Origin of the sequence: Clostridium sp. AF50-3, from assembly GCF_003477445.1 — a bacterium.
GTDB lineage: Bacteria > Bacillota > Clostridia > Lachnospirales > Lachnospiraceae > Otoolea > Otoolea fessa.
The window spans coordinates 94722-115974 of sequence record NZ_QUDH01000005.1; the positions used below are offsets into that span (position 1 = coordinate 94722).

At 50.4% G+C, this 21253-nt stretch carries 20 protein-coding genes and 1 pseudogene; 19 read left to right on the forward strand and 2 right to left on the reverse strand.

Translation table 11 applies throughout. The features are described 5' to 3' along the window. Positions 1 to 453 precede the first annotated feature (453 nt). The 9 genes from gpr to thiI all read left to right on the forward strand — a co-directional run bounded on the left by gpr (position 454) and on the right by thiI (position 11285). Entirely contained in the window at positions 454 to 1455 is a 1002-nt protein-coding gene (gpr, locus tag DW085_RS07495; RefSeq protein WP_118492076.1) for a GPR endopeptidase, read from the forward strand. 88 nt (positions 1456 to 1543) lie between these two features. Further along, the gene (gene spoIIP, locus DW085_RS07500) at positions 1544 to 2770 is read left to right on the forward strand and encodes a stage II sporulation protein P (protein WP_117795076.1); all 1227 of its coding nucleotides are present in this window, start codon (positions 1544 to 1546) and stop codon (positions 2768 to 2770) included. A 178-nt stretch (positions 2771 to 2948) separates the two neighbouring features. Beyond that, positions 2949 to 4763 carry a translation elongation factor 4 gene (gene lepA, locus DW085_RS07505; protein WP_022359720.1) on the forward strand — a complete coding sequence of 605 codons (1815 nt, stop codon included), beginning with the start codon at positions 2949 to 2951 and terminating at the stop codon, positions 4761 to 4763. Then, positions 4763 to 6019: a radical SAM family heme chaperone HemW gene (gene hemW, locus DW085_RS07510; RefSeq protein ID WP_118492078.1), complete on the forward strand. Its 1257-nt coding sequence runs from the start codon at positions 4763 to 4765 to the stop codon at positions 6017 to 6019. Before lepA ends, hemW begins: the two co-directional genes overlap by 1 nt. Positions 6020 to 6111: 92 nt before the next feature. Beyond that, the gene (locus tag DW085_RS07515) at positions 6112 to 6873 is read left to right on the forward strand and encodes a TSUP family transporter (RefSeq protein ID WP_118492080.1); all 762 of its coding nucleotides are present in this window, start codon (positions 6112 to 6114) and stop codon (positions 6871 to 6873) included. Between the two features lie 273 nt (positions 6874 to 7146). Continuing rightward, on the forward strand, positions 7147 to 8103 hold the full coding sequence (gene prmA / locus DW085_RS07520; protein ID WP_107001601.1) for a 50S ribosomal protein L11 methyltransferase: 957 nt from the start codon (positions 7147 to 7149) through the stop codon (positions 8101 to 8103). Between the two features lie 2 nt (positions 8104 to 8105). After that, positions 8106 to 8840, forward strand: coding sequence for a 16S rRNA (uracil(1498)-N(3))-methyltransferase (locus DW085_RS07525; protein ID WP_118492082.1), 735 nt, complete (start codon positions 8106 to 8108; stop codon positions 8838 to 8840). Positions 8841 to 8871: 31 nt separating this feature from the next. Next, complete coding sequence (locus tag DW085_RS07530) at positions 8872 to 10026, forward strand: cysteine desulfurase family protein (RefSeq protein ID WP_117795084.1); 1155 nt, start codon at positions 8872 to 8874, stop codon at positions 10024 to 10026. 80 nt (positions 10027 to 10106) lie between these two features. After that, the gene (thiI, locus tag DW085_RS07535) at positions 10107 to 11285 is read left to right on the forward strand and encodes a tRNA uracil 4-sulfurtransferase ThiI (protein WP_117795086.1); all 1179 of its coding nucleotides are present in this window, start codon (positions 10107 to 10109) and stop codon (positions 11283 to 11285) included. 212 nt (positions 11286 to 11497) lie between these two features. Here the strand turns inward: thiI and DW085_RS07540 are convergent, their stop codons facing one another. Next, the gene (locus DW085_RS07540; protein ID WP_022359725.1) at positions 11498 to 11728 is read right to left on the reverse strand and encodes an HPr family phosphocarrier protein; all 231 of its coding nucleotides are present in this window, start codon (positions 11726 to 11728) and stop codon (positions 11498 to 11500) included. A gap of 91 nt (positions 11729 to 11819) precedes the next feature. On the opposite strand from DW085_RS07540, the gene mtaB reads away from it, so the two are divergent. Continuing rightward, on the forward strand, positions 11820 to 13136 hold the full coding sequence (mtaB, locus tag DW085_RS07545; RefSeq protein ID WP_118492084.1) for a tRNA (N(6)-L-threonylcarbamoyladenosine(37)-C(2))-methylthiotransferase MtaB: 1317 nt from the start codon (positions 11820 to 11822) through the stop codon (positions 13134 to 13136). A 126-nt stretch (positions 13137 to 13262) separates the two neighbouring features. Here the strand turns inward: mtaB and DW085_RS07550 are convergent, their stop codons facing one another. After that, positions 13263 to 14021 (reverse strand): tRNA threonylcarbamoyladenosine dehydratase, encoded by a 759-nt coding sequence (locus DW085_RS07550; RefSeq protein ID WP_118467410.1) that lies wholly within the window; start codon positions 14019 to 14021, stop codon positions 13263 to 13265. Between the two features lie 807 nt (positions 14022 to 14828). Here DW085_RS07550 and cysK point away from each other — a divergent pair. The 9 genes and pseudogenes from cysK (at position 14829) to DW085_RS07590 (ending at position 21249) form a co-directional block, all read left to right on the forward strand. Further along, positions 14829 to 15764: a cysteine synthase A gene (gene cysK / locus DW085_RS07555; RefSeq protein ID WP_107001595.1), complete on the forward strand. Its 936-nt coding sequence runs from the start codon at positions 14829 to 14831 to the stop codon at positions 15762 to 15764. A gap of 265 nt (positions 15765 to 16029) precedes the next feature. Beyond that, complete coding sequence (locus tag DW085_RS20510) at positions 16030 to 16194, forward strand: rhodanese-like domain-containing protein (RefSeq protein ID WP_347475014.1); 165 nt, start codon at positions 16030 to 16032, stop codon at positions 16192 to 16194. A 5-nt stretch (positions 16195 to 16199) separates the two neighbouring features. Further along, positions 16200 to 17198, forward strand: a complete 999-nt coding sequence (locus tag DW085_RS07560) for an ATP-binding protein (protein WP_347475015.1) — start codon at positions 16200 to 16202, stop codon at positions 17196 to 17198. A gap of 110 nt (positions 17199 to 17308) precedes the next feature. Further along, positions 17309 to 17572, forward strand: a complete 264-nt coding sequence (locus DW085_RS07565) for an IreB family regulatory phosphoprotein (RefSeq protein ID WP_022359731.1) — start codon at positions 17309 to 17311, stop codon at positions 17570 to 17572. Between the two features lie 107 nt (positions 17573 to 17679). Then, complete coding sequence (gene ruvX, locus DW085_RS07570; protein ID WP_118293431.1) at positions 17680 to 18117, forward strand: Holliday junction resolvase RuvX; 438 nt, start codon at positions 17680 to 17682, stop codon at positions 18115 to 18117. Between the two features lie 56 nt (positions 18118 to 18173). Continuing rightward, positions 18174 to 18476 (forward strand): DUF1292 domain-containing protein, encoded by a 303-nt coding sequence (locus DW085_RS07575; protein ID WP_107001592.1) that lies wholly within the window; start codon positions 18174 to 18176, stop codon positions 18474 to 18476. A 34-nt stretch (positions 18477 to 18510) separates the two neighbouring features. Continuing rightward, positions 18511 to 20178, forward strand: a complete 1668-nt coding sequence (locus DW085_RS07580; RefSeq protein ID WP_022359733.1) for a ribonuclease J — start codon at positions 18511 to 18513, stop codon at positions 20176 to 20178. 30 nt (positions 20179 to 20208) lie between these two features. Continuing rightward, on the forward strand, positions 20209 to 20622 hold the full coding sequence (locus tag DW085_RS07585) for an aminodeoxychorismate lyase (protein WP_118472453.1): 414 nt from the start codon (positions 20209 to 20211) through the stop codon (positions 20620 to 20622). Continuing rightward, positions 20609 to 21249: pseudogene (locus DW085_RS07590) on the forward strand (O-methyltransferase). The gene DW085_RS07585 and the pseudogene DW085_RS07590 overlap by 14 nt, the downstream one beginning before the upstream one ends. Positions 21250 to 21253: the final 4 nt, after the last annotated feature.

Genomic DNA, 21253 nt, shown 5'->3' on the forward strand with positions numbered 1-21253 from the left:
GCACACATGTGTGAACAGTAACGCCGGTGGAGAGTGCGGACGGCGAGAAATAGAATAGAGTTTTAGAAAAAATCGAAAAATAAACATATAAACTGCGGTATCTGACCGGATATCAGGCGGCGCCTATCCTTGCGGGCGATGTCAAATATCTGGGCTGGGTGGCGCAGTTTTTTGTTTCACAGGAAATTGCGTCCTATGAAACAAAAAAGCGTTAGGTTTTTTTGAGAGAATAAAATATATATTTCTGGAAAATATAAAAATTGAGGTAACTGTTCAGTAGGTCTGCGCATTTACTGCGTTTTAATGGATTTTTGCGCGTGACTGTGAAGGTACTGAACAGTTACGAATTGAGAAAAATAATAAGGCTATCTTGAAGTAAAAAGTGATAGGATGGAATTTAAGCCTTATGGTGGTGCGGGTTGTGATTGAGTTGTGAGATAGAAGGGAGCAGCCATGTTTGAAAATCGGACGGATCTGGCGTTGGAGGAGAGAGAAAGTTTTGAGGGGGATGGGGGCGAAATCGGCGGTGTGGCGCTGCGGGAATGGCGCTGTCATGGCAGTTCGATCCGGATGACGGAAGTCTCGATTTTGAACGAAAAAGGTGCGGAATCAATGGGAAAGCCGATGGGAACCTACCTGACGATGGAAGATCCGGGTCTGTCGGAGACAGAGGATGTATACTGTGAGGCGGCTGCCGGGGAGTTAGGACGGCAGCTGGCGTCCCTGATCCGGAAAAACTGTGCTTCAACCATGGCCGGACTTTCGATTCTGGTAGCGGGACTGGGAAACCGGCAGGTGACGCCGGATTCGCTGGGACCGCGCGTGGTGGATGGGCTTTCGATGAACCGCCATCTGCGGACGGAGCCAAGCAGAAGAAATGGCACATACCTCTATACGGCTGAGAAAGCGGGGCGGACGGTGCATCCGGTTCTCAGCGGTATCCATCCAGGGGTGATGGCACAGACAGGGATGGAGACGGCAGAAATTGTCCGCGGCGTCGTGCGGGAGAGCCGCCCGGATCTGGTGATCGCGGTCGACGCGCTGGCGGCGCGAAACGTCCACCGTCTGGCAAGCACCATTCAGCTGACGGATACAGGAATTCATCCGGGTTCCGGCGTCGGCAACCACCGCCGGGGAATGACGCGGGAAAATCTCGGCGTGCCGGTAATCGCGATCGGCGTTCCGACGGTTGTGGGCGCGGCGGCGATCGTTCACGGGACGGTCAATGCGTTAGTGCGGACACTAACCGCCTCAAAAGAGGGCAGCCGGTACGGTGAATACATCCGGGAACTGGATTCGGACAGCCAGTATGAGCTGATCCGGGAACTTCTGGAACCTGAATTTGGAGCGATGTTTGTGACCCCGCAGGACATGGACGAGCGTATCTGCAAGCTGAGCGCAGCAATCGCCGAGGGGATCCGGCGGGCAGTGGAACGGCTGGAGGAAGAAAGATAACACTGAAAAAAATGCCAGATTGAAAAACAGAACCAAACAGGAAACTACACTTTGCTAATCGCATAGGATAGAACAGGAAAGAAGGGAGATGAATGCGGTGCGGTGGTGGCAGAGGGCAGCCGGGCTCCTGATGGTTCTGTTTTTGCTGACAGTCGGCTGGAAGATGCGTGCATTCATCTGGACAGCTGTGCAGAATGCGGTGGTAAGGTCCTGGTATCCGGTCTGGGGGACTAATTTGCGGGATATACCAGATTCGGAGGAGGGGAAAAGGCATAGACTTGCCGGGTGGAAGAAACAGACGCAGGGAGAAGCCGATCCGTCCTATTATAAATATCTGGAAGAACAGGAAGTCCGGCAGGAGTATATGGATTTCCTGGCACAGTTTTCCGGGAGTAGGCTGGTGGATGGAACTTTACTTGGAAAATGGAACGGGCTTGTTCATGGAAGTGGGAGACAGGGCGGCGGAGAGACAGACGAAGAGAGGCTGTATAGTGCTGGAAAGAATGGAGAAAAGACAGAGAGGGCAAATCCTGCCGCACTGGTGGACAGCCCGCGTCTGCGGAAAAAGCTGGAAGATTATGATTATCTGATCCAGCATTTTTTTACAATCCACCCGACGGCATCGATTGACCGGAGCCTGATGAACGCAGAGACATTTTTATCGATGGATCTGACAATCAGGAAGGACGAGGCGGACGGACCACAGATCTTGATTTATCATACCCATTCGCAGGAAAATTATAGAGATTATGCGGGAAGCGACGGAAAGGGAGCGGTGGTGTCTCTGGGGGAAGAGCTGGCAAAACGGCTGCGGGCGAAAGGATATCAGGTCTGGCACGATACAACTGCCTATGATATGAAGTCGGGGCATCTAGACCGGAGCCGTGCCTATACATATGCCTGCGAGGGTGTCACGAACCTTTTGCAGAAATACCCGTCGATTCAGGTGATTTTAGATGTGCACCGGGACGGTGTCAGCGAGCAGACGCATCTAGTCACGCAGATAGAAGGGAAACCAACGGCACAGATCATGTTTTTCAACGGTACCAGCGAAACGCCGGACGGACCGATCGAGTATCTGGCAAATCCCTGCCGGAAGGAAAATCTGGCGTTCAGTTTTCAGATGAAGTGGAATGCCGATCAGATATATCCTGGGTTTACGCGGACGATTTATTTAAAGGGGCTTCGTTACAATCTGCATCTACGCCCGCGCTCGGCGTTGATCGAAGTCGGAGCACAGACGAATACATATGAAGAGGCGGTCAATGCGATGGATCCGCTGGCGCAGCTTCTGGATCAGGTGCTGACAGGCTAATGGCAAGGCTTTTAGTCAAGGCTTTTTCTATTTCAGGACTTGCGGCGTACCTGAAAAAATGGTATATTCATTTAGATCAGGTGTTATTTATTATAAAAGATGATTTTAAATAAAAAATAAGATATCGCAGCAAACATGTTGCTGCCAAACAAAGTGATACAGAGAGAGGAATGAACGGATGGCAATTATAGATCAGAGCAAAATCAGAAATTTCTGCATCATTGCACATATCGATCACGGCAAATCAACGTTGGCAGATCGTATTATTGAGATGACGGGACTTTTAACGAGCCGTGAGATGCAGGCGCAGGTGCTTGATAACATGGATCTGGAGCGGGAGAGAGGTATTACCATCAAGTCGCAGGCAGTCCGCACGGTATATAAGGCGAAAGACGGTCAGGAGTACATTTTTAACTTAATCGACACGCCTGGACATGTGGACTTTAACTACGAGGTTTCCCGAAGCTTGGCGGCGTGCGACGGCGCGATTCTGGTTGTGGATGCGGCACAGGGAATCGAGGCGCAGACGCTGGCGAATGTATATCTGGCGCTGGATCATGATCTGGAGGTCATTCCGGTGTTAAATAAGATCGATCTGCCGAGTGCGGATCCGGAGCGCGTGGCAGCGGAGATCGAGGATGTGATCGGTCTGGAGGCGTCAGATGCACCGCGCATTTCTGCGAAGACCGGCTTAAATGTCGAGGCAGTTCTGGAGGAGATCGTGCAGAAGATCCCGGCACCGGCGGGCGATCCGGAGGCATCGCTGCAGGCGCTTATTTTCGACTCTCTGTATGATTCTTACAAGGGCGTTATCGTATTCTGCCGTGTGAAGAACGGTACGATCAAAAAAGGCACACGCATGAAAATGATGGCGACCGGAGCGGCTGCCGAGGTTGTGGAGGTTGGATATTTTGGCGCAGGTCAGTTTATTCCGTGCGAAGAGCTTTCAGCCGGTATGGTTGGCTATGTGACTGCCAGTATTAAAAATGTGCAGGATACCCGCGTGGGCGATACGATTACCGATCTGGACAACCCATGTGCAGAGCCGCTTCCGGGATACAAGAAGGTAACGCCGATGGTATACTGCGGTCTTTATCCGGCGGATGGTGCGAAATATCCGGATCTGCGGGACGCGCTGGAAAAATTGCAGCTCAACGATGCAGCGCTCTATTTTGAGCCAGAGACATCGGTAGCGCTGGGCTTTGGTTTCCGGTGTGGTTTCCTGGGGCTTCTCCATCTGGATATTATCCAGGAACGCCTGGAACGCGAGTACAATCTGGATCTTGTGACAACGGCGCCGGGCGTTGTATACCGGGTGCACAAGACGAACGGCGATATGATTGAGTTGACGAACCCGTCAAACCTGCCGGATCCGTCCGAGATTGCCTATATGGAAGAGCCGATCGTGTCGGCGGAGATCATGGTTACGACCGAGTTTGTCGGTGCGATCATGACGCTGTGCCAGGAGCGCCGCGGCGTTTACCTGGGAATGGAGTATATTGAGGCGAGCCGTGCGCTGCTGAAATATGAACTTCCGTTAAATGAGATTATTTATGATTTCTTCGATGCATTGAAATCGCGCTCCCGCGGTTACGCGTCGTTTGATTATGAGTTAAAGGGCTATGAGGAATCCAAGCTGGTAAAACTGGATATTCTCGTCAACCGCGAGGAAGTGGATGCGCTCTCTTTCATCGTATTCGAAGGTTCGGCATATGAGCGCGGCAGAAAAATGTGCGAGAAGCTCAAGGATGAGATTCCGCGTCATTTATTTGAGATTCCAATCCAGGCGGCGGTCGGCGGCAAGATCATTGCCCGCGAGACGGTCAAGGCGATGCGGAAGGACGTTCTGGCAAAATGCTACGGCGGCGATATTTCCCGAAAGAGAAAGCTTCTGGAGAAGCAGAAGGAAGGAAAGAAACGTATGCGTCAGATCGGAAACGTAGAGATTCCGCAGAAGGCATTTATGAGCGTCCTGAAGCTGGACGAGGAATAATGGAATTATATATACACATCCCGTTCTGCGTCCGCAAATGCCGTTACTGTGATTTTCTTTCGTTTGCGTCCGATGCGTGCGTGCGGGAGAAATATGTGGATCAGCTGATCCGGGAGATTGAAAGCATTCCGGAAGGGGATGCGGGGCAGTGTCCTGAAAATGCGGCGCCGCGGCTAAACCTGGCAGGGCGGACGGTGGAGACGATCTTTATCGGCGGCGGAACGCCGTCTCTGCTTCCGCCATCGGCGGTTGAGCGAATTCTGGCAGCCGTCCGGCAGGTCTTTCGGGTAGAGCCGGATGCGGAGATCACGATGGAGGCGAATCCGGGGACATTGACACCGGATTCGGCAGCCGGTTACCGGAATGCAGGGGTCAGCCGCTTGAGTCTGGGGCTGCAGTCGGCTTCGGAGGAGGAATTGCGGCTTTTAGGGCGGATTCATACGCGGGAGCAGTTTTTACAGAGTTTTCGTGTTGCGCGGGACGCTGGATTTGACAATATCAATGTCGATCTGATGTCGGCGCTTCCGGGACAGTCGGAGGAGAGCTGGCAGGAGACTCTGCGGTTCGTCTGCGACCTTGAACCGGAACATATTTCCGCATACAGCCTGATTGTGGAAGAAGGCACGCCGTTATATGAAGAGTACGGGGAGATGTGCGCGGATCTGGAGAAATACGGCGATTACGCCTCTATGCCAAAGCGTTTACAGACGAAGTATGAAGGCTGCAAATGTCTGCCGGATGAGGAGACAGACCGGAATATGTACCACCACACGAAAACAACGCTGGCGAAGCTGGGCTATGAGCGGTATGAGATTTCCAATTATGCCAGACCGGGCTATGCCTGCCGTCACAACATCGGTTACTGGACCGGTGTGGAGTATCTGGGGCTTGGTCTGGGGGCATCTTCGCTGGTGGGCGGGAAACGCTTTCAGGTGACGGCGGATTTGAACCGTTATCTGGTGTTTACGAAAGAAGAGCTGGCAGCGGGCGCGCAGTATGAGGAAATACACGAACTGAGCCGTCAGGAGCGGATGGAAGAATTTATGTTTCTGGGGCTGCGGCTGACCGGCGGCGTCCGGACAGCAGAGTTTGAACGCCGGTTTGGCGTGGCGATGGAAGCGGTGTACGGCGAGGTGATCGAGCGGCTTTTGAAAGAAGGATTGTTGGAAGCATCGGTCCAGACAGATAGCCATATCCGCCTGACTGAATATGGCTTGGATGTCAGTACCTATGCACTGGCGGAGTTTTTGCAATAAGAATAGAAATGTATGCCCGGAGTGCTTTTTGATTTCTGTTTTGCGACGGCAGGAGGAATTTGGGCGTGCATGAAAATTTTGGAGGATGTAGCATGGATTGCACGATACTGCAGTTTATAATCGTCTGCCCGATGGTATTTCTGGCAGGCTTTGTGGATGCGATCGCAGGGGGAGGCGGATTGATTTCACTTCCGGCGTACCTGATCGCCGGGGTTCCGACCCATATGGCGCTCGGAACCAACAAAATGAGTTCCATGATGGGAACGGCAATCGCGACCGGGCGGTTTGCCAAAAACGGTTACATACAGTTTAAGAAGGTGGTCTGGTTTATCGTGGCGGCGCTGATCGGTTCTTCGATCGGTTCGAACCTGACTTTGTTAGTCAGCGATAAGATTTTACAGTATATGATGATCGTGATTCTTCCGATTGTTGCATTTTATGTTATGCGGAATAAGAAAATGGGCGATGATTCGCTGGCGGGCACCCTGCCGGAGCGAAAATCATTCCTGATTGCGCTGGCATCCGCGCTGATCATCGGTATTTATGATGGTTTTTACGGACCGGGAACCGGAACTTTCCTGCTGCTGGTGCTCACGGGAGCGGCGCGCTATACGATGAAAGAGGCGGCGGGTACGACAAAGGCGATCAATCTTTCGTCCAATGTGGCGGCGTTTGTCACATTTGTGATTCACGGCAAGATCATTTACACGCTGGGACTGGCTGCGGCGATCTGCAGTATTTTAGGAAATTATATCGGTTCCGGTCTGGTAATGGGAAATGGACAGAAGATCGTGCGCCCGCTGATTCTGGTAGTGCTGGCGATCCTGTTTGTGAAGATTTTATTGGGAAATTAGAAAAGAAAATTAGAACGATTAGGCGGATTCATTCGTTTGACAGTTACTGTTCACGCATACGTGCCCAGTAACGGAATTTGCCGTGGCTTCGCATTTAAATACGGCAAATTCCTGCTGCCACCACGTTTTCTTACGGCACTTTCGGTTCCAAAAGTGCCTACCTGTGAACAGTAACGTTTGACACATTTACAGTGAAAATGATGCAAAAATAGCTGCGTGATGAAACGTGAATATTTGGCTGATAAGTCGTTTCAATAAAGAGAGGTAACGAACATGAAATGGAAGAAATTTACGCTGACGACCACCACAGAGGCGGTGGATCTCATCAGCTACACATTGGATGAACTCGGCATCGAGGGCATTGAGATTGAGGACAATATCCCGCTGACCGAGAAAGAGACGAAGGGAATGTTCATCGACATTCTGCCGGAGCTTCCGCCGGATGAGGGCGTGGCGAAGGTAAGTTTTTATCTCGATGAGGATGATGATATCCCGGCGATGATGGCGAAAGTCAAAGAGGCGCTGGAAGAATTGAAGCCGTTTACCGATCTGGGCGCCTGCACGTTTGCAGAATCCGAGACGGAGGATAAGGACTGGATCAACAACTGGAAACAGTATTTCAAACCGTTTACGGTCGATCACATCCTCATCAAGCCGACCTGGGAGACAGTACCGGAGGAGCACAAGGATAAGCTGCTGATTCAGATCGATCCGGGTACGGCGTTTGGTACGGGCATGCATGAGACAACGCAGCTTTGCATCCGCCAGCTCGAGAAATACGTGACACCGGATTCAGAGGTGCTTGATGTCGGAACCGGAAGCGGTATCTTAGGCATCACGGCGTTAAAACTGGGCGCAAAACACGTATTTGGAACGGATCTGGATGAAAATGCGATCACAGCCGTTGGCGAGAATCTGGAAGCAAACGGAATCGCACCGGAGCAGTTCAAGGTCGTACAGGGCAACATCATCGACGATAAAGCAGTGCAGGACGAGGTAAAATACGAGTATTACGACATTGCGGTTGCCAACATCCTGGCAGACGTTATCATCATGCTGCAGAAAGAGATCCCGGTTCATATTAAGAAAAATGGTATCTTCATCACATCGGGTATCATTGATATGAAGGAAGAGGCAGTCAAGGCGGCATTTGAGGCGAACGATGCCTTTGAGATTGTAGAGATTACCCATCAGGGCGAGTGGGTTTCTGTCACAGCGAGGAAGAAATAATCATGTACCATTTTTTTGTGGAACCGCACCAGATCGGGGCGGAAGAAATCCGGATTGAGGGCGCGGATGTCAACCATATCCGCAATGTTCTGCGGATGAAGCCGGGCGAGGAGATCCTGATCAGCAGCCGTGAGGGCGGCGACTATTTCTGCCGCGTGGAAGAACTGGAACCAGAGTATGTTTCGGCAAAGATTCTGGAAGAATGGGAAAACAAAGAGCTTCCGGCGCGGATTCACCTGTTCCAGGGGCTTCCGAAGGGCGATAAGATGGAACTGATCATCCAGAAGGCGGTGGAGCTGGGGGCATACCGGGTGGTTCCGGTCAGCATGAAGCGCTCGGTTGTCAAGCTGGATGCGAAAAAAGCGGACGCGAAGAGAAAACGCTGGAATGCGGTTTCTGAGAGCGCCGCGAAGCAGTCCAAGCGCAGCCTTATTCCGGAGGTGGCGCCGCTTATGACCTACAAAGAGGCGGTCAAAGATGCAGCCGGGTACGATATGGTTCTTCTGCCATATGAGTCGGCGGACGGCATCCGGAAAACGAGGGAACTGCTGGCGTCGGTCAAGCCGGGTACGGATATCGCCGTTTTCATCGGTCCGGAGGGCGGTTTTGAGGACGAAGAAGTCGAGCTGGCCAGGGAAAACGGGGCGGAGATTGTAACGCTTGGAAAGAGAATTTTGCGGACGGAGACGGCAGGCTTGTGTATGCTGTCGGCACTGATGCTGCAGTTGGAAGTGTAATTGGAAAATTACAAAGGAGATAGAGATAAAAATGGAAGCCTATTTTGATAATTCAGCGACCACCAAGGTGCTGGACTGCGTAAAGGATGCGGTCGTTGATGCAATGTGCGTCAACTACGGAAACGCGGCGGCGAAGCACAGAAAAGGTGTGGAAGCAGAAAATTTGATTCGCGAGGCAAAGAAGGCGATCGCGGATACACTGAAAGTGCAGGAGAAGGAGATTCTCTTTACTTCCGGCGGAACAGAGTCGAACAATACGGCGCTGATCGGCACGGCGCTGGCAAACCGCAGAGCCGGAAAACACCTTATCACGACCGGTGTGGAACATCCGTCGATCTACAATACGATGTCATTTCTGGAGGAGATGGGCTTTGAGGTGACCTATCTTCCGGTCGATCATCTGGGGCATATTTCTCTGGAGGATCTGGAAAAAGCTATCCGCGAGGACACGATCCTGGTGTCTGTGATGTACGTCAATAACGAGGTCGGAGCAGTAGAGCCGATCGAGGCGATCAGCCAGTGCATCAAGAAGAAAAATCCGAAGACATTGTTCCATGTCGATGCGATCCAGGCATATGGAAAATATAAAATCCGTCCGAAAAAACAGGGAATTGACCTGCTTTCCGTCAGCGGACACAAGATCCATGCGCCGAAGGGCGTCGGATTCCTCTATATCCGCGACGGTGTCAAGATTCGCCCGATTCTGTTTGGCGGCGGCCAGCAGAAGGGCATGCGTTCCGGTACGGAAAATGTGCCGGGGTGTGTCGGACTCGGCGTGGCAGCACGCGAGGCGTACAAAGATTTTGATGCACGCATCGAAAAGCTGTATACACTCCGGGAGCACCTGATTGCGGGATTGAAACCGCTCGGCGGCGTCACCATCAACGGCAGTGAGGACCGCACCAACGCGCCGCAGATCGTCAGCGCCAGCTTTGAGGGCGTCCGCAGCGAGGTACTTCTCCATGCGCTGGAGGACAAAGGGGTTTATGTATCGTCCGGTTCCGCCTGCTCGTCCAATCATCCGGGCATCAGCGGTACTTTAAAGGGAATCGGCGTGAAAAAAGAACTTCTCGATTCGACGATCCGGTTCAGTCTGGGTGATCTGAATACCGAGGAAGAAGTAGACTATGCGATCGGCGTTCTGGGAGAACTGCTTCCGGTACTGCGCCGTTACCAGATGAAATAAAATGGCTGTTTAAAGAATGGCTGTTCAGTTTTTTTGCGGGAAAGCAGAAGAATGACAGCCTGTTGTAGAAAGGGAATTCCATGTTTCATACATTTTTGATTAAATATGCGGAGATTGGCCTGAAAGGTAAAAACCGCTATGTATTCGAGGACGCGCTGGTGTCCCACATCCATCACTCGTTAAAACGTCTTGATGGAAAATTTACTGTAACCAAGGAGGCAGGGCGTATCTATGCGACCGCAGCGGAAGAATTTGATTACGATGAGGTCATCGACGCACTGAAAAAGGTATTCGGTATTGCGGCGATCTGTCCGATGGTCCAGTTAGAGGACAACGGCTACGACGACCTGAAAGCGAAGATTGTTGAGTATGTGGACAAAGCATACCCAGATAAACACTTTACGTTCAAGGTAAACACCCGCCGTGCCAACAAACAGTATCCGCATACCTCCGAGGAAGTCAACCGCGATCTCGGTGAGGTCATCCTGGACGCATTCCCGGAGACGAAGGTAGACGTACACAATCCGGATGTTCTTTTAAATGTGGAACTGCGTGCAAAACGTATCAACGTATACTCTCTGGTGATTCCGGGACCGGGCGGTATGCCGGTCGGAACCAATGGACGCGCGATGCTGCTTTTATCCGGCGGTATCGACAGCCCGGTGGCAGGATACATGATCGCAAAACGCGGTGTTACCATCGAGGCAACCTATTTCCATGCGCCGCCATACACCAGCGACCGTGCAAAACAGAAAGTAGTCGATCTGGCAAAGCAGGTAGCAAAATACGCAGGTCCGATCAAATTAAACGTAGTCAATTTCACAGATATCCAGCTCTACATCTACGAGCAGTGCCCGCATGAGGAGCTGACGATTATCATGCGCCGCTACATGATGAAGATCGCGGAAGAGCTGGCGAAGAAAGACGACTGTCTCGGACTCATCACCGGCGAGAGCATTGGTCAGGTAGCATCCCAGACGGTTCATTCCCTGGCGGTTACCAATGCAGTCTGCACACTTCCGGTCTTCCGCCCGCTGATCGGTTTCGACAAACAGGATATCGTCGATATTTCTCTGAAAATTGGTACCTACGAGACATCGATCGAGCCGTATGAAGATTGCTGCACCATCTTCGTAGCTAAACACCCGGTTACCAAGCCGGTCCTGCACCTGATTGAAAAATCCGAGCGCAATCTGGAAGAGAAGATAGATGCGCTGGTAAAAGAGGCGATCGATACGGTTGAGGTTATCCGGTGCTAGTCATATATAAAAAAGAATGTGCCTTGGCACATTCGGGCGTCTCGCGCGGTCGCTTGCGACAGTTTTTTGCTTCGCGCGAGTGCGCATCCTCGCGGAGTGTTTTTTCCATAGGACGCAGTTCTCTATGAAAAAAAAGAACCGCTGCAAAGCGAGTTGCTTAACAGCGGTTTTTTTCGTTTCAAACAGAACCATCTCGATCGTTCTAATGGTTGCTATACAATGTACGGAGCCAGTGTCGTTAAGATCTCATCGATCTGGTTCTCAGAATGGATGTTTAAATCGATCGGTTTAGACAGATCCAGACTGAAGATACCCATGATGGATTTAGCGTCAATCACATAACGTCCGGAAACAAGGTCAAAATCTACGTCGAACTTCGCTAAGTCGTTGACGAAGGATTTAACTTTATCGATCGAGTTTAAAGAAATACGAACTGTTTTCATGAAAAAAACCTCCTCTATCTACAATAATACTTTTATACTACAAAGTAATCTGACAAAAGTCAAGAGAGGATTCAATTTAAAGGAGATAAAAATGAGAAAAGCGGCATTCCACAATCTGGGCTGCAAGGTGAACTCATATGAGACGGAAGCCATGCAGCAGCTCTTAGAGGATGCAGGATATGAGATTGTGCCGTTCCGGGAAGGAGCGGATGTTTATATTATCAACACGTGTTCCGTGACGAATGTTGCCGACCGGAAATCGCGCCAGATGCTGCACCGGGCAAAGAAAATGAACCCGTCGGCGGCTGTTGTGGCGGTCGGCTGTTATGTGCAGGCAGCAGGCGCGGAGCTGAAAAAAGATGAGGCGGTCGATCTGATCGTCGGCAATAACCAGAAAAAAGATCTGGTACAGATCCTGGATGATTATTTTGCAGATCACGAAAACAGCGGTGAGATTCTGGATATCGGACATTCACAGGAATACGAAGAACTCCATATCCGCCGGATTGCTGACCATACGCGTGCCTTTATCAAGGTACAGGACGGCTGCAACCAGTTTTGCAGCTATTGTATTATACCATATACGAGAGGACGCGTCCGCAGCCGCCGCCCGGAGGACATCGAGCACGAGGTGCGCGGGATTGCGGAAGCCGGATACAAGGAAATTGTCTTGACAGGTATCCATTTAAGCTCCTATGGTGTCGATTTCAAGGATGAGCAGCAAGAAAATCTGCTGACTTTAATCAAACGTCTCGACCAGATTCCGGGCATTGAGCGCCTGCGCCTTGGTTCTCTTGAACCACGTATCGTAACCCGCGAATTTGCCAAAGAGCTGGCGAGGCTGCGGACCATCTGCCCGCACTTCCATCTGTCACTCCAGAGTGGCTGTGACGCGACTTTAAAGCGCATGAACCGCCGCTACAACGCTGCTGAATATCAGGCGTGCTGTGAAATTCTGCGGGAAGAATTTGACAATCCGGCGATCACGACCGATGTCATCGTAGGATTCCCGGGCGAGACCGAAGAAGAATTTGCCGAAACAGAACGCTTCTTAAAAGCGATCCATTTCTATGAAATGCATATATTCAAATACTCCCGCCGCGCAGGCACCCGCGCCGCCGATATGCCGGATCAGGTACCAGAAGGAACCAAATCCGTCCGCAGCGATATCCTGCTGGCACTGGAAAAACAGCAGTCCTTAGAATACCGCGGGCGCTTTCTTGGAACTGAAGAAGAGATCCTTCTCGAAGAACCGATCGAGATCGACGGAACCAAATACATGATGGGACACACCCGCCAGTACGTCAAAGGTGCCGTTCCATACGAAGAAGGATTAAAAAATAAGACGGTGAAGGGAATCTTCACGAAGGCACTGAATGAAGAGGTGCTTTTACTGGAAAGTGAATAGAAGACCGTAAACGAAAAAACCAATGATCCCCCCAAGATGGGATTCATTGGTTTTTTACATACATATAAAATTTCAAAAAATGACATAAATAGAATATATCGACTTAATAAATTAACCAGTAAGCAATCAATGAACCCCGACGAGATCCTTAATAACCTCCCCGGCAATAATCAGTCCCACTACTGATGGTACAAACGAGATACTACCCGGAATCTGCCGTCTGTCGGTACATTTACGGGCGGTTCCCGGCGGGCAGACACAGTGGGAACGGCAGGAGATTGCCATATCATCGCCCGGAGTCAACGGTTTCTCTTTCGAATAAACCACTTTCAGTTTCTTGATTCCGCGTTTTTTCAGCTCCCGCCGCATGACCTTCGCGAGCGGGCAGACGGAAGTCTTATAAATGTCAGTTACCTCAAAGGCAGCCGGATCCAGCTTGTTTCCGGCACCCATCGAGCTGATGATCGGCGTGTGGCTTGCCTCTGCCTGTTCTACCAGCATCAGTTTTCCCGTTACGGTGTCGATTGCGTCGATCACGTAGTCATACTGGGAAAAATCAAATTCCTTCGCGGTATCCGGCATGTAGAATGTCTTGTAGGTGTGGACAACCGCATGCGGGTTGATGGATTTGATGCGTTCCTCAGCGACATCGACCTTGTACTTTCCGATGGTGGAGGTGGTTGCGATGATCTGACGGTTGATGTTGGTTAAGCAGACCTTGTCATCGTCGATGAGATCAAGCGTGCCGACGCCGCTGCGCGCGAGGGCCTCCACCGCATAGCCGCCGACTCCGCCGATGCCGAAGATGGCAACGCGTGCTTTTGATAAACGCTCCATGGCATCCCTGCCGAGGAGAAGTTCCGTTCGTGAAAATGAATTTAACATATGATACTCCCTTGTAATATATTCTGTCAGTAGCTTCACAGTCACAACTGTGCTATACTAAATAATAGCAGGCTCTGTTTCTGAACGTTTTTTACCCATCAGTTCGGTATTTTATTGTAAAGGTGCGGTCTGCGTTTGTCAAGAAAGACATGAAGAAACGTAACAAAGTGTGCAAATAATCGTTACTGTTCACGGGTGGGCACTTTTGGAACCGAAAGTGCCGTAAGAAAACGTGGTGGCAGCAGGAATTTGCCGTATTTAAATGCGAAGCCACGGCAAATTCCGTTACTGGGCACGCGTGCGTGAACAGTAACAACGGGCAAAAAAAGGTTGACAGATATTGCATAAAGTGATAATATGCCTACTAAGCTGATAGGAAAAAGAAAAGGAGTGAAGATCATGAAAGCAGTCAATGGTTTTTGGATGAATACGATGTGTTGCAGCAATGTTTGTACCTGTATGGATCGATGTTGTTGTCGCATTTGTGTACGCGAAAACCAGAAAGCTGGACTTCGGTAAGCGGGGTTTCCGGGGAAAACGGGTTTCGTGAATCTTTTTATTCATAAGGGTTAAGGATATAGAAAGAGCGCATCCGCGTACACAGAAAAACAAGCAGGACAGGCGGCAGAAAAGCTGGATTGGACGGGCGGGAAATGTGTATAGAGGATGGGCTCTTTTCGCATTTTAAACTTCTTTTGGAGCGAGTTTTTCAAATTGGAAATGAGTTCTGGAAAAAAGAAGAATCTATAGAAATCTATAAAAATTAAAAAATATAAAAATCATCACAGATATTAGGAGGAAATCATCATGGCAAACATTTATAAGGGAACACTGGGGCTGGTAGGAAACACACCGTTAGTTGAGGTTGTGAATGTTGAGAAAGCGCTGGGACTGGAAGCAACGGTTCTGGTAAAATTGGAGTATTTAAACCCGGCTGGAAGCGTGAAGGATCGTATTGCAAAAGGCATGATTGAGGATGCAGAGAAGAGAGGTGTCCTGAAAGAGGGTTCTGTCATCATCGAGCCGACTTCCGGCAATACCGGTATCGGTCTGGCGTCTATCGCAGCAGCGAAGGGATATCGCATCATCCTGACGATGCCGGAGACGATGAGCGTGGAGCGCCGCAACATTCTGAAAGCGTACGGTGCAGAGATTGTCCTGACTGAGGGCGCAAAGGGCATGAAGGGCGCGATCGAGAAGGCAGAAGAGCTGGCAAAAGAGACACCGGGCAGCTTCTTAGCCGGTCAGTTTGTCAATCCGGTCAATCCGGCGGTTCACAGAGCAACCACTGGTCCGGAGATCTGGAATGATACCGACGGAAAGGTTGATATCCTGATCGCAGGTGTTGGTACCGGCGGAACTCTGACAGGTACCGGCGAATACTTAAAATCCCAGAACCCGAATGTGAAAGTCGTAGCGCTGGAGCCAGCTTCATCCCCGGTATTAAAGACAGGCAAGGGCGGCGCACACAAGATTCAGGGTATCGGCGCCGGATTTGTGCCGGATGTACTGAACACTAAGATTTATGATGAGATTTTCGAGGCGGAGAATGAGGATGCATTTGCGGCAGCAAAACTGCTGGCACACAAAGAGGGCATCTTAGTCGGTATTTCCTCCGGCGCAGCCCTGCATGGTGCGATTGAGCTGGCAAAACGCCCGGAAAATAAGGGGAAAACCATCGTAGCGATTCTTCCGGATAGCGGTGACCGCTATTATTCCACACCACTCTTTACAGAGGACTAAGAGACTAATTATAGAAATAGGACTTCCCAGAATGCAGGGAGAGTGTTATAATTAACAGAAAATGAGTGACTGGTTACGTGCGCGTGAACGGTAACAAAACAGCAGAAAAACACAGGACCCGTTTGTTTGGCAGAGCACTGTCAGCGCGGATCCTGTGCTTTTGTTTCATTTCATGAGAATTGTGGTTACTGTACACGGGTAGGCACATTTTTACATTTTTTTCTTAAAGAGGATTTTGCAGATAACGGATACAGGAGAATATACAATGAAAACGATTACGATTGAGGAGCTGGAAGCGTTAAAGGATGCGGAGAAGACGATCGTGGATATCCGCCCGCAGGACCAGTATATGCGCGGAACTTTTCCGGGGGCGGTAAGCTCCCGGCGTCCCAGCTGGAAGAGCAATATGAGGAAGAAACAGCCAGGTTAGACAAAATGCATCCAGTGTACGTGATGTGCCATACCGGTGAGAAGAGCCAGGAGTGGGTGCGTCGTCTGACCGGAGACGGATTTGACGCGGTCAATGTGGAGGGTGGTTACCGTGCGTGGCTGCGCCTCTCCCTCTCACGCTTCGTAGGCGGAGAATCCGAGGCGGATCGAGAGGAAAAACGGGCGAGAATTGAGCAGAGTATTATAAAAAAATTCCGCAAGCCGATCTGGCGGGCGTTTACGCGGGCGCTCAACACTTACGACCTGATTCAGGAGGGCGACAAGATCGCAGTCTGTATCTCAGGCGGCAAGGATTCCATGCTGATGGCGAAACTTTTCCAGGAATTGAAAAAACATGGAAAATTCCAGTTTGAAACCGTTTTTCTAGTGATGAATCCGGGCTACAATGCGGATAACTGGAAGATCATCCAGGACAATGCGAAACTTCTCGGCATTCCGCTGACGGTATTTGAGAGCGATATTTTCGACACGGTGGCGACGATCGAACAGAATCCGTGCTACCTTTGTGCCAGAATGCGACGCGGTCACCTCTATGCACAGGCGAAAGCGCTGGGCTGCAATAAAATTGCGCTTGGGCATCATTTTGATGATGTGATCGAGACGATCCTCATGGGAATGCTGTACAGCGGCAAGATTGAGACGATGATGCCGAAGCTGCACAGCCAGAATTTCGAGGGCATGGAGCTGATCCGCCCGATGTACCTTATCAAGGAAGATGCGGTCAAGGCGTGGCGTGATTACAACGGACTGCAGTTTATACAGTGCGCGTGCCGTTTTACTGAAAATTGCGTGAGCTGCGGAGGCGGACGTGGTTCCAAGCGCGATGAGATGAAGGAATTGATTGCCCATTTCCGCAAGGAGAGCGACGTGATCGAGAAAAATATCTTTAAGAGTGTCCACAATATCAACTTAAAGACTGTGATCGGTTACCACAAGGACGATTGGACGTACAATTTCCTGGATGATTATAATGATAAAAAATAACTTGCCGAATGGGGTAAAGTAGAGTAAAATAAAAAAGAGTAGTTTACCTGCACGCATGGATCCGCAGAGTGACAGAGCGCGGCGGGTATTTAAAAGGACGTGAAGACAAAATGGGTGATATCAGCAATACACAGTTTTTTAGAGCAGTACAGGAAGAGAAGAAGCTGGAGGCAAGCCAGGTTCTGGAACAGGTATATACAGCGCTGACGGAGAAGGGTTACAACCCGATCAATCAGATTGTAGGATATATTATGTCTGGAGATCCGACCTATATTACCAGCCACAAGAGTGCCAGAAGCCTGATTATGAAGGTAGAGCGTGACGAAATTCTGGAAGAGCTTGTGAAGGTATATATTGAGACGAAGCTTCAGTAAAGAGTGGATGCAGCACGGCAATTAAAAAGCGGAAGAGTAAACAGCTGGCGACAACAGTCCAATATCTGACGGGCTGCCAGCTTGTTTTGTTATGGAGAAAATAGAATATGAGAATTATGGGGCTTGATTTTGGATCGAAGACCACGGGAGTGGCAGTCAGCGATCCGTTAGGCATTACAGCACAGGGGATTGAGACGATCACACGGAAGGATGAGAACAAACTTCGCCAGACCTGCGCCCGGATTGAAGAGCTGATCCGGGAATACGAGGTTGGGACGATTGTTTTGGGGTATCCTAAAAATATGAATAATACGCTGGGAGAGCGCGTTGAAAAGACGCTGGCATTTAAAGAGATGCTGGAACGGCGGACGAATCTTCCGGTCGTTATGTGGGACGAGCGTCTGACGACGAATGCGGCGGAGCAGATCCTGATCGAGAGTGGAGTGCGCCGGGAAAACCGGAAGAGCGTGATTGATAAGATTGCGGCAGTATTGATTTTGCAGGGATATTTGGATTTACAGGCACAAGGAAAAGCGGAAGAATAAATTATCAGTGATAAAAATCAATGATTGAAAATAAAGAATAGAAGGAGAATCATAGAATGGGAAACCTGGATTCAATGTTAGATGAACTGAATAATATGGAAAACAGCATCACGCTGAGGGATGAGAACGGCGAGGAAGTGAAGCTGTATGTCCTGGAAGAGACAAAGTTAAATGGCGAGTCCTATCTGCTGGCAAGTGATACGAAGGACGGCGATGGAGAGTGCTATCTGTTGAGAGATACATCAAAGCCGGAGGATGCAGAAGCAGCTTACGAATTTGTGGACGATGACGGAGAACTGGAGTACATGTCCAAGGTGTTTGCGGAGCTGATGAGCGATCTGGGCGTTGATATCGAATAAAAATCTAAAAATCGAATTTTTGGAGGTGCATTGATTGAAAAAGGAAACAAATCATAATAAGGTAAAGATCATACCGCTCGGTGGTCTGGAACAGATCGGTATGAATATGACTGCCTTCGAATATGAAGACAGCATTATTGTAGTAGACTGCGGTATGGCATTTCCGAGCGACGATATGCTGGGAATCGATCTGGTTATCCCGGATGTATCCTATTTAAAGAACAACATTGACAAAGTCAAGGGCTTTGTGATCACGCACGGACATGAGGACCATATCGGCGCGCTGCCGTATGTACTCCGCGATGTTCCGGCACCGGTATACGGCACCAAACTGACGATCGGACTGATTGAGAATAAATTAAAAGAGCATAATATGATGAAGACCGTCCGCCGCAAGGTCGTAAAGCACGGACAGTCCATCAATCTCGGATGCTTTCGGATTGAGTTCATCAAGACGAACCACAGTATCGCAGATGCATCGGCGCTTGCGATCTTCTCCCCGGCTGGCATTATCGTCCACACCGGCGACTTCAAGATCGATTACACACCGGTATTCGGCGAACCGGCGGATCTGCAGCGTTTTGCCGAGCTTGGAAAGAAAGGCGTGCTGGCGCTGATGTGCGACAGTACCAACGCGATCCGTCCGGGATTTACGATGTCGGAGCGCACCGTCGGCAAGACCTTTGATTCGATTTTTGCAGAGCACAAGAACAACCGGATCATCGTTGCGACGTTTGCTTCCAACGTAGACCGTGTCCAGCAGATCATCAATACGGCATACCACTATGGACGTAAGGTAGTGGTCGAGGGCCGAAGCATGGTCAATGTCATCGGCACGGCGAGCGAACTTGGATACATTAATATTCCGGAAAATACACTGATCGACATTGAACATCTGAAAAATTATAAGAAAGAGGATACCGTCCTTATCACGACCGGCAGCCAGGGCGAGTCTCTGGCGGCACTGTCCCGTATGGCGGCAGACCTGCACAAGAAGGTTTCGATTATGCCGGGCGACGTGGTTATTTTAAGTTCCACCCCGATTCCGGGCAATGAGAAAGCCGTTGCAAGAGTTATCAACGAGCTGTCGATGAAGGGCGCAGAGGTTATCAACCAGGATACCCACGTATCCGGACATGCCTGCCAGGAGGAGATCAAGCTGATGTACTCCTTAGTTCGTCCGAAATTCTCGATTCCGGTACACGGTGAATACCGCCACCTGATGGCGCAGCGCAACCTGGCAATTTCAATGGGCATTCCGAAGGAAAATGTCATCCTGATGCGCTCAGGTGATGTGATCGAGATCGGGGACGAAGGCTACCGTGTTGCCGACCATGTACAGGCGGGCGGCATCCTGGTCGATGGTCTGGGCATCGGTGATGTCGGAAATATCGTTCTGCGCGACCGCCAGAACCTGGCACAGAATGGTATCATTATTGTGGTACTGACGTTGGAGAAATACAGCAACCAGCTCTTAGCGGGACCGGATATCGTGTCCCGAGGTTTCGTCTATGTGCGTGAGTCCGAGGATCTGATGGAAGAGGCACAGAGAATCGTGGATGAAGCCGTACAAGGCTGTCTTGAGAAGCACGTGAGCGACTGGGGCAAGATCAAGAACATTATCCGCGACAGCCTGAGTGATTTCCTATGGAAGAAGATGAAGAGAAATCCGATGATTCTTCCGATCATCATGGAAGTGTAGAAGACTGCAAAAGCAGCACGGAGGTGGCATATGAGCCGGACATCTGGGGAACCCCATATCGCAGTATCAATTCTGGACAGTGTGTTCCGGATCGTTTTTCTGGTACTGACACTGTTTCTGCTCTATGAGGGCGCAACGAAGGGTTACTGGCTGGGGCATGAGATATTTAACCCGACCGCAGTTGAGGCAGAGCCGGGAAGAATGAGAACGGTTACCATCGAGGAAAGCGAAAGCACCTCCGAGGCAGGCGAAGCGCTGGAACGCGTCGGTTTGATTCAAAGCCGCGTGGTCTTTGTGCTGCAGGCAAAGATTTATGAATACAAGATATATCCGGGAACCTATCAGTTCAGCACCGCCCAGACTTCTCTGGAGATGCTGAAGGAGATGGATGAGGCGGCAGCTTCTGCCGCCAGCCCGGAGGAGGATAAAAGTGATAGTAAATGACAGAATTACCGCCTATATCCAGTCGTTGGACGCGGGCAACGGACCGCTGCTCGACTCGATAGAGGAAGAAGCGCTGGCTGACTGCGTGCCGATCATCCGCAGGGAGACCTCCGCATTTCTGAAAACACTGATTGCTCTCAAGCGCCCGCAGTCGATTCTGGAGGTAGGAACGGCTGTGGGCTATTCGGCTTTACTGATGAGCCGTGTGATGCCGGAAAACTGCCGGATCACGACGATTGAGAAGTACGAAAAAAGAATACCGATTGCCAAGCGCAATTTTGAAAGGGCAGGAAAAGAGCCGTGCATTACTTTACTGGAAGGCGATGCGGAAGAGATACTGGGGACGCTTTCCGGCCTTATGATTTTATATTTATGGATGCGGCTAAGGGGCAGTATATGCACTGGCTGCCTCAGATTTTGCGTCTGCTGCCGTCCGGCGGCGTTCTTCTGTCGGACAATGTCTTACAGGACGGCGATATCGTGGAATCCCGCTATGCGGTCGAGCGCCGCAACCGGACGATCCACACGCGGATGCGCGATTATTTATATGAACTGACACACATGAAAGAATTTGAGACGTCTGTCATTCCGATCGGGGATGGCGTGGCGTTAAGTGTAAAGCGATAAAAGA

Excerpts from the sequence above, each read along its gene's own strand:
- gpr (WP_118492076.1), top strand. The coding sequence starts at position 454 with ATGTTTGAAAATCGGACGGATCTGGCGTTGGAGGAGAGAGAAAGTTTT.
- spoIIP (WP_117795076.1), top strand. The coding sequence starts at position 1,544 with ATGAATGCGGTGCGGTGGTGGCAGAGGGCAGCCGGGCTCCTGATGGTT.
- lepA (WP_022359720.1), top strand. The coding sequence starts at position 2,949 with ATGGCAATTATAGATCAGAGCAAAATCAGAAATTTCTGCATCATTGCA.
- hemW (WP_118492078.1), top strand. The coding sequence starts at position 4,763 with ATGGAATTATATATACACATCCCGTTCTGCGTCCGCAAATGCCGTTAC.
- DW085_RS07515 (WP_118492080.1), top strand. The coding sequence starts at position 6,112 with ATGGATTGCACGATACTGCAGTTTATAATCGTCTGCCCGATGGTATTT.
- prmA (WP_107001601.1), top strand. The coding sequence starts at position 7,147 with ATGAAATGGAAGAAATTTACGCTGACGACCACCACAGAGGCGGTGGAT.
- DW085_RS07525 (WP_118492082.1), top strand. The coding sequence starts at position 8,106 with ATGTACCATTTTTTTGTGGAACCGCACCAGATCGGGGCGGAAGAAATC.
- DW085_RS07530 (WP_117795084.1), top strand. The coding sequence starts at position 8,872 with ATGGAAGCCTATTTTGATAATTCAGCGACCACCAAGGTGCTGGACTGC.
- thiI (WP_117795086.1), top strand. The coding sequence starts at position 10,107 with ATGTTTCATACATTTTTGATTAAATATGCGGAGATTGGCCTGAAAGGT.
- DW085_RS07540 (WP_022359725.1), bottom strand. The coding sequence starts at position 11,728 with ATGAAAACAGTTCGTATTTCTTTAAACTCGATCGATAAAGTTAAATCC.
- mtaB (WP_118492084.1), top strand. The coding sequence starts at position 11,820 with ATGAGAAAAGCGGCATTCCACAATCTGGGCTGCAAGGTGAACTCATAT.
- DW085_RS07550 (WP_118467410.1), bottom strand. The coding sequence starts at position 14,021 with ATGTTAAATTCATTTTCACGAACGGAACTTCTCCTCGGCAGGGATGCC.
- cysK (WP_107001595.1), top strand. The coding sequence starts at position 14,829 with ATGGCAAACATTTATAAGGGAACACTGGGGCTGGTAGGAAACACACCG.
- DW085_RS20510 (WP_347475014.1), top strand. The coding sequence starts at position 16,030 with ATGAAAACGATTACGATTGAGGAGCTGGAAGCGTTAAAGGATGCGGAG.
- DW085_RS07560 (WP_347475015.1), top strand. The coding sequence starts at position 16,200 with ATGCATCCAGTGTACGTGATGTGCCATACCGGTGAGAAGAGCCAGGAG.
- DW085_RS07565 (WP_022359731.1), top strand. The coding sequence starts at position 17,309 with ATGGGTGATATCAGCAATACACAGTTTTTTAGAGCAGTACAGGAAGAG.
- ruvX (WP_118293431.1), top strand. The coding sequence starts at position 17,680 with ATGAGAATTATGGGGCTTGATTTTGGATCGAAGACCACGGGAGTGGCA.
- DW085_RS07575 (WP_107001592.1), top strand. The coding sequence starts at position 18,174 with ATGGGAAACCTGGATTCAATGTTAGATGAACTGAATAATATGGAAAAC.
- DW085_RS07585 (WP_118472453.1), top strand. The coding sequence starts at position 20,209 with ATGAGCCGGACATCTGGGGAACCCCATATCGCAGTATCAATTCTGGAC.